Origin of the sequence: Bradyrhizobium genomosp. I (2014), from assembly GCF_000261685.1 — a bacterium.
Lineage (GTDB): Bacteria > Pseudomonadota > Alphaproteobacteria > Rhizobiales > Xanthobacteraceae > Bradyrhizobium.
Window position 1 is genome coordinate 1 of the sequence record NZ_AJQE01000153.1, and the last position, 7,617, is coordinate 7,617.

Below are 7,617 nucleotides of genomic sequence, written 5' to 3' on the forward strand. Positions count from 1 at the left end.
TTCGCGGCGGCGATCGCCGCGCTTTAACCGCCACACTCGCACAAGAGGGTTCGACCATGAAGACCAAAGCCGTGCTGACAGCGCTGTTGCTCGCCGCGACGATGACCGCCGCCCGGGCGGCGGACACCATCAAGATCGGCGGCCTGCTGGAGACCTCCGGCCCGCTGGCCTCGCTCGGCCAGCCCGGCCTCGACGGCGCGATGCTGGCGGTCGAGCAGATCAACGCCAAGGGCGGCATCGCCGGCAAGAAGCTCGAGCTCGACAACGTCAATACCGAGGGCGACAACACCAAATCGGTGACCGCGGTGAAGCGGCTGCTCGGTCAGGGCGACGTGGTGGCGCTGGTCGGTCCGATGAACAGCGGCTCGTCCTACGCGATCATCGACACGGTTCAGGGCGCGTCGATGCCCATGATCTCCAACGGCGGCTCGCGCGGCATCGTGCTGCCGCCGCAGGACAAGAAGTGGATCTTCCTGTCGCCGCTCACCGACGTTCTGGTGCAGAGCGTGATGATGGCCGACATGAAGAAGCGCGGCATCAAGAAGATCGCGCTGCTCAACGCCGATTCGCCGTTCGGTACCAGCGGCCGCGATCAGCTGGTCAAGAACGCCGGTTCGTTCGGCCTGACGATCGTCGCCCAGGAGTCCTACGCCAACAGCGACAAGGACATGACGCCGCAGCTCACCAAGATCCGCAGCGCTGCGCCCGACGCGGTGGTGATCTGGGCCACCGGTCCCGGCCAGGCGATCGCGGTCAAGAACTATCGCCAGCTCGGTCTCGATGCGCTGCTCTACATGTCGCACGCCGCCAACGACTTCAACTTCCTGCGCCTGGCGGGCGCGTCGGCCGACGACATCCTGATTCCGTCCTCGAAGATCTACGTGATCGACTCGCTGCCGGATTCCGATCCGCAGAAGACCGTTCTGAAGTCCTTCGTGCACGACTACGAGGCGAAATACGGCAAGCCGCCGGCGACCTTCGCGGGCAACGGCTACGACGCCGTCAACATGATCGCGGAGGCGATCCGGACGGCGGGCACCGACCGTGCCAAGATCCGCGACGCGATCGAGGGCCTTAAGGACCATGTCGGGGTCACCGCGGTTTACGCCTATGGGCCGGATGACCACTTCGGTGCCAAGGCCGACAGTGTGGTCTTGCTCACTGTGAAGGACGGCAAGTTCGCGCTGGCGCGTTAGTTCACTTTGGGTCGGGAGCAGGATATGCCGACGATTTCATTGGAGTTCTCGGACGGCGAGCGCGCGACGTTTCCCGCGAAGAGTGGAGAGACGCTGCTAGCGGCAGCGCGTCGCGCCGGAATTCGGCTCAGCTCCGATTGCGAGATCGGAGATTGTCAAACGTGCCGCGCAACCTGCCTTTCAGGCGAGATTGAATACGACGAGTTTGCATCGATCTCCCTGAGCCGGAGTGAGGTCGAGGCAGGGGAAATCCTGCCTTGTGTGGTCACGGCGGCCACTGACATCGAGTTCCGCGTTCCCTACGAACGGGCGAAGCTTGTGGCGGCGAAGCCCTTCTCGGTCAAGGTGGAGGCCGTCAAACGGCTGAGCGCATCGGTGGTGAGTGTCTCCGCCCGCATGCTTGGACTGGCGCCCCTCAAGTTTCTGCCTGGCCAGTATGTTCATCTTCAGGTGCCTGGAACGTCCCAATGGCGCTCCTATTCAATGGCCAATGCACCAAGCGAGGCTAAGACGCTCGAATTTCTGGTGCGCCTGTTGGACGACGGCATCATGTCCCGCTATCTAATTGAACGAGCGGCACCGGGGGACGTCATCCAATGCCGCGGGCCTCAGGGGACGTTCTACCTGCGGAGCAGCGCGCGGCCGCTCCTAATGGTCGCCGGCGGCACCGGACTCGCTCCGATGGTCTCGATGTTGCGGCAGATGGTGACCTCCGGAGATGAGCGAAAGGTCAAGTTGTGCTTTGGAGTGAATGAGGAGCGGGATCTCTTCTTCGCTGATGAACTGAACGCTATCGTCGCAAGTCTACCCCACCTCGAGGTACGCATCGCGATCGCGCGTGGAGTTCCACCGGTAGGCATCGGATCGGGAGTAGCAACGGACCTGATAGGCTCGTCGACTTTGGCCGATACGGAAGTCTACCTCTGCGGACCACCCGCGATGACCGAATGCGCAAGGAAGCTGGTTAACGAGCGCGGCGCGAATGCGGCCGCGGTCTTTTCCGAGCGGTTTGTGCCGAGCGCGTAAATATCGCTATTGTCAAGAAAGTTGCAGAGTTCGACCGGGCGGATCGCCGAAGTACTCGAACCTGCAACCAGACCGTTATGAGCGGGAGAATATTGGTCAGCTTCGTTGATCTTCCCGCGGTTTTGCTCGATTCCAGTTGCCTTCGTTCCGTTTCGTTCACGCCGTTTCTGGCGCGAAACTGGTGCGGTGCTCGGGAATTGGCCCAAGGGGCATAAGCCGGTGATCGGCACCTTTTGGTGGTGCAGAGCGGGCCTTCGAACGCACGAGTTGCAGAGGGAGCCTGGAGCGGACCAAATCGGTCATGCTTGCTTCCACGATTGGCTTTATGCGGCAATCCCGGCACGGGCCTGGAGCCCGATCTGATCCGCCGATCCAGGGCATGGGCCAGACGACTGCGCGCTTAATGGGCGTTTAACGCTTTTGCGCAACAGATGGATCACCAGCGCGGAATTAGTCCTAGTTACAAGTGCGAGCCGAGATCCCGGGGAGGGAAATCGCATGGGACTGCTTTTTGTTGGAGTGCTGGCAGGAGTCCTGATCGGCTTTGGCTGGTTCGCGCCTTCCCGAGGGTATTTCCTTGGGTGTGTGTCACGACCCTGCTTCGACCGGGTTGCGGTCGCCCGACCCGCGCAGCCAACGCCGACGGCATTGGCGCCGGATCCCGCAATCGTCAAATCGAATTCTGCAACCCCGGGAAGGTCCGGCAAAGAATCACGTCCGAAGAAGAGCGGATCGGTCGACCTCGCCAAAGCGGCGTCACCGCGGACGAGGATCAGCGTCCCGGCATCCGAACGGCCCGCGGAAGTATCAGATCCTGTCCTGGAAAAGGCGAAGGTCACCATCGCGACGAAGATGGAGGATCCCAGATCGACCGAATTCACCGAAATGAAGCGCACGATGCGAAAGAACACCCTTGGACGCCCCGTGGATACGATTTGCGGGCGTGTGAAAGGAAGAAGCGCATCAGGCGGCGAGACCGCAGAGAGACCGTTTCTTTATCTCGTGAAGGAGGATGAAGCATATGTCGTCGACGGCAAGTCGGGGTCGGAGGCGTCAACGGCGTATCGAAATATCTGCCATTAGGGAATGCGTCGACTGCGTCACCGCGCGGTACGCCCCCAAATGATTTGAGCGGAAAGAATTTCCACCCAGGCGCCAGGTAGATCCGCAGTGGATAAGGGGCACTGGCGGCGGCACAGCGCGCTCTCGTGATGATCATTCAGGATGAATGCAGCAGCAGGGGAGAAGCAATATGGAATGGGAATTTCGCGGAAGCTCTTTTCATCTCGAGGAAATCATGGACGACATAACCAACTCCTCAAAGCGGCTCGATGGATCACTTCACTTTCCGGTTCTGGTAATCGTCGAACCGCTCCTGTTGCCTCGCACATGTATTCTGAGCGTCCTCAGGCGGGAATTGGCGGAATTCGAGATCCTCGACATGGCAACGGTCGAAAGCCTGGACTGCACGTCAACCCGCGATGTTCGTCTGGTGGTGCTGAGCATCGCAGACAAGCCCGTCGACGATCCCTCGGTTGAGTGCAGTCTCGCCTTCGTCGCGGAGTGTTGTCCCAACGCCGCCGTTGCCATCCTGTCGAACCATGACGACGAGCCGACCGTGCAGGCCGCGATGCAGCGGGGCGTACGCGGCTTTCTTTCCACCTCGCTGCCGATCGAGATCGCCATAGCTGGCCTGCGCCTTGTCCTTGTCGGCGGCGTCTACAGGCCGTTGCCCGTCGCCGGGATGAACAGGGTACCGGATTTCGGGGCGCCAGATGCACGCGGGCTTGCGCGCGCATATCTTGTGAACGAGGGAGCCGGAATGACCATCGAAAGGAGGGTGACCGATCTCACGCCTCGTGAGCAACAGGTTCTGGCAGAATTGGAGCTCGGCCTGCCCAACAAGCTGATCGCCGCCAAATTGAACCTTTCGGAAAGCACGGTGAAAATGCACATCCAGCATATCATGCGGAAATGTGCCGCGCACAATCGGACGGAAGCCGTGCTCCGCTGGCGCGGCCGGTTGCCGGCGCAGGGTCGCGATCACGAACCCGGCGCAGGTCTGATGCAGGAGACCTAGTCCTCTCTGAATGCACCACGGAAGCTGTCGAGCAAAGGCCGGAGTGCGTAGAGAGCCACCGTACCGCGCCCTGTCGTGATGAACACTTGAACCGGCATGCCGGGGACGATCTGGATGTCGTTTGCGACGATCTGCGCGTCGTCGATCCGGATTTTGGTCGCGTAGTATGGCTGCTCGGTACGCTTGTCGAGGAGCCGGTCTGCGGACACGTGCACGACAGTCCCCTTCAGGCGAGGCACGCGACGCTGATTGTAGGGCACGAGGTGAACTTCGGCATCGAGGCCGGGATGAACCACATCGATATCCTCGGGCCTCAGGCGCGCGGTCACGATGAGACGGTCTTGCCGGGGCACCAGGTCCATGAGCGGAGCGCCCGCTCCGATGACGCCACCGGCTGTATGAATTCGCAAATCGGTTATCACGCCGTCCTCTGGCGCCTTGACCTCTGTTCGCGATAGCTGATCCCTGGCCGCAAGCAACCGCTCGCGGAGCTGGAATATCTGGTTCTGTGCTTCACGAAGCGACTGTGCGATCTCGTTCTGCCTCTCGCTCTCGAGCTTGAACAATGTGGCCTGCTGTTCGCTGATGACCTGCGCGGCGCGGGAAATCTGCGCGGCGATCTCGCCGCGGCGGCCCTCGACGTCGGCCAGCTCCCGCTGCAGGTTCAGAAGTCGCGGCCGCCGTTCGAGCCCCTTGCTGACGAGGGTCGTGACCATATCCAGTTCCTCCCGGACGATGCCGACCCGCTGCTCGGTGGCGCTCTCCTGCGCCGTGAGACCTTCGATCTCCTTTTCGACTTGACGCCTTCGTTCGCGAATGACCGCAAGCTGCGACTCGTGAACCTGCAGGCGTGCCTGAAAAATGAACTGCTGCGCCGACATCGCAGCGGCTGCCACTCCGTTCTGCTTGCTGTCCTGTTCCAGCGTGTCCGGAAACGCGATCCTCTCGAGTCGCTGCTGCTCGGCTTGAAGCCGTGCGGCACGAGCAACTGCATCCCACAATTGGCCTTGAAGGCTTTGCATTTCCGAGCCGGCCCGGGTGTCGTCCAGCGCGATCAGCGTTTGGCCGCTTCGTACGATATCGCCTTCCGAAACCAGGATCCTTTTGACGATACCGCCTTCCAGATGCTGAATCGTCTTTCGGCTCGATTCCGATTCCACGACGCCGGATGCGATCGCGGCGCTCTCGAGAGGCGCGAGGCTCGCCCATGTACCAAGCCCCAGCATGAAGCAGAGCACCAGCAGATTGCCCGCGACGGTGAGAGCGCGAATCCTTCCGCGTGGCGAGGTCGGCGTCGGCGTCGAGCACCATGGAAATTCCAGAGGCTCGAAATCGTCGATTGCGGTTACCAAGACGCCGGATCGTCGGGCGGGCGGGGGGCGCGCCGGCGCTCGCACGAGCCGGTCCCAGATCATGGGAAGTCTCGAGACGGCAGGATGCTTCCAGATGATGAGAGAATTCCAGATCATGGCGCAGCCTGCGAAGTAACCTGGGGTCGGCTCAGGTGCCGTTCAAAGATGTCCTCGCTGTCGCCGAACGCGGCGACCGCACCGTCTTCCATGATGGCAATCTTGTCCGTGGCGGCGAGGAGACCCATCCTGTGAGTGACGACGACAAGGATGACGCCTGCGAGCTTCATGCGCTCGATGGCATCCAGGAGCATTCGCTCGCCCCCGTAGTCGAGGCTGGCGTTGGGTTCGTCGAGAACGATGAGGCGTGGACTGCCGAAAAAGGCCCGGGCAAGACCGAGGCGCTGCCGATACCCGCGTGAGAAGATTGTTTCACTGTGAACCACCGTGTCGTAACCCTGCGGCAGGCGCATGATCGCCCCATGGATTCCGGCGAGCTTGGCCGCTTCGACGACCTTCCGCCGGTCGGCATCTTCAAGACGTGCGATGATGTCGTTGATGGTGTCGCCGATCAGATTGATGTCCTGGGGGAGATATCCGAGGCCGTCGCCGTTTCGGCCCTCGCGAAGCAGCGAGACGTCGGTATTGTCGAGGAGGACACGGCCATGCGTCGGCATCGACAGCCCGGCGATCACCTGGCCGAGCAAGGACTTGCCTGAGCCGGACGGACCGATAATGCCAAGGCATTCTCCGGGCATGAGGCTGAAGGAGACGCCGTTCAGCAGAAGATGGTCGGTCCCCGCAAGCCAGACGCCCACATTGTCGACGACGAGGCCGCTTCGCGCCTGCGGCGGGAAAACTCCCGCGCTCTCCTGCCGGACGACGGGGAATGCGGCGAGAAGTGCGCCGAGCCGCTGACAGGCGCTCACGGCCGTCACGAGTGATTTCCAGCCTGCGACCGCACTTTCGACCGGCGCGAGCGCCCGGCTGAACATCAGCGTAGAAGCAAAGATGATTGCCGGACTTTTCCCGTGATCGAGGACGAGCCACGCGGCAGCCCCCATGATCAAGACCTGCGACAGCGCGCGAACCGGCTTGGCGGCCAGTGAGACGATCTCGCCTCGCCGGAGTGCCACATCGTGCTCTCTGCGCGCGTGCTGCGCGTCGCGGTGGATCATGCGCGCAGCGCTATCGAACATTCCCATGGCGCGGATCATGTGGATGTTGCCCGCGGCAGTCTGAAGGCGACCGTAGCTTCTGGAGAGCGCGGCGCTGGACCTGAGCAAGGCGTCTTCCGTGACCAGCTCTCCGGCGACCGTGAGTGCGAACAGGAAGGCGACGCAGCAGGCGCCCACCACGCCAAGCAGGGGATGGATCAGAACGAGGACAAGGAGGAACAAGGGCGCCCAGAGCGCGTCGAACAGCATCGTACATGAGCCGGACTCGACGAACTGGCGCAGTACGGTGAGATCCCGATATGCGCCCGACGCCTGCGTCCAATCGCCGCGAAACGCCGATTCGAGGCCGGCCGAAAGCACGCAGGGACGAAGGCGATCGTCGAGCCAGGCGCCGAGGCGTCCAAGGACGGCGCGCCGCAAGGCATCGAACACGCCGCCGACGACCACTGTGATCGCGACTATGAGCGTGAGCAGGAGCAACGTGTCGCCGCTCCGGCTCGACAACACCCGGTCGTAGATCTGAAGAAGATAGATGGAGGGCGCAAACAGTAGCAGATTGTAACTGCAGCTATATGCGAATACGAGACCTAGCGGTCCCACGCAGGACCGCAGGGCTGAGTGCAGTGGCGTCCGGATCTGCGGCAGGATGGGCAACCGAATGGGCGGCATCAGCATGATCGTCACCGCCTGAAATCGAGCTCCGGCGCACTTGACTGATGGTCAGCGCGATCCCGCAACGGCATCGGCAGACCTTTGGTGTGAAATCCCGGGACCGGCGGCCGCGGCCG

General features: G+C 62.2%; 6 protein-coding genes. 4 read left to right on the forward strand and 2 right to left on the reverse strand.

What is annotated here, in order from left to right:
* From IC50_RS14790 to IC50_RS14805, 4 genes are all read left to right on the forward strand, one after another.
* A partial coding sequence (locus IC50_RS14790; protein WP_347369234.1) for an ABC transporter substrate-binding protein occupies positions 1-1,196 on the forward strand: 1,196 nt, incomplete at its 5' end.
* A gap of 24 nt (positions 1,197-1,220) precedes the next feature.
* Positions 1,221-2,222: an FAD-binding oxidoreductase gene (locus IC50_RS14795; RefSeq protein WP_081492444.1), complete on the forward strand. Its 1,002-nt coding sequence runs from the start codon at positions 1,221-1,223 to the stop codon at positions 2,220-2,222.
* Between the two features lie 498 nt (positions 2,223-2,720).
* Entirely contained in the window at positions 2,721-3,305 is a 585-nt protein-coding gene (locus IC50_RS43095; protein ID WP_244429587.1) for a hypothetical protein, read from the forward strand.
* A 169-nt stretch (positions 3,306-3,474) separates the two neighbouring features.
* The gene (locus IC50_RS14805; protein WP_244429588.1) at positions 3,475-4,302 is read left to right on the forward strand and encodes a helix-turn-helix transcriptional regulator; all 828 of its coding nucleotides are present in this window, start codon (positions 3,475-3,477) and stop codon (positions 4,300-4,302) included.
* On the opposite strand, the gene IC50_RS14810 is transcribed toward IC50_RS14805, so the two are convergent.
* Positions 4,299-5,771 (reverse strand): HlyD family type I secretion periplasmic adaptor subunit, encoded by a 1,473-nt coding sequence (locus IC50_RS14810; protein ID WP_035705663.1) that lies wholly within the window; start codon positions 5,769-5,771, stop codon positions 4,299-4,301. The genes IC50_RS14805 and IC50_RS14810 overlap by 4 nt on opposite strands.
* Positions 5,768-7,504 (reverse strand): type I secretion system permease/ATPase, encoded by a 1,737-nt coding sequence (locus IC50_RS14815; protein ID WP_035705677.1) that lies wholly within the window; start codon positions 7,502-7,504, stop codon positions 5,768-5,770. The genes IC50_RS14810 and IC50_RS14815 overlap by 4 nt, the downstream gene beginning before the upstream one ends.
* Positions 7,505-7,617 lie beyond the last annotated feature (113 nt).

Excerpts from the sequence above, each read along its gene's own strand:
- IC50_RS14795 (WP_081492444.1), top strand. The coding sequence starts at position 1,221 with ATGCCGACGATTTCATTGGAGTTCTCGGACGGCGAGCGCGCGACGTTT.
- IC50_RS14810 (WP_035705663.1), bottom strand. The coding sequence starts at position 5,771 with ATGATCTGGAATTCTCTCATCATCTGGAAGCATCCTGCCGTCTCGAGA.
- IC50_RS43095 (WP_244429587.1), top strand. The coding sequence starts at position 2,721 with ATGGGACTGCTTTTTGTTGGAGTGCTGGCAGGAGTCCTGATCGGCTTT.
- IC50_RS14805 (WP_244429588.1), top strand. The coding sequence starts at position 3,475 with ATGGAATGGGAATTTCGCGGAAGCTCTTTTCATCTCGAGGAAATCATG.
- IC50_RS14815 (WP_035705677.1), bottom strand. The coding sequence starts at position 7,504 with ATGCTGATGCCGCCCATTCGGTTGCCCATCCTGCCGCAGATCCGGACG.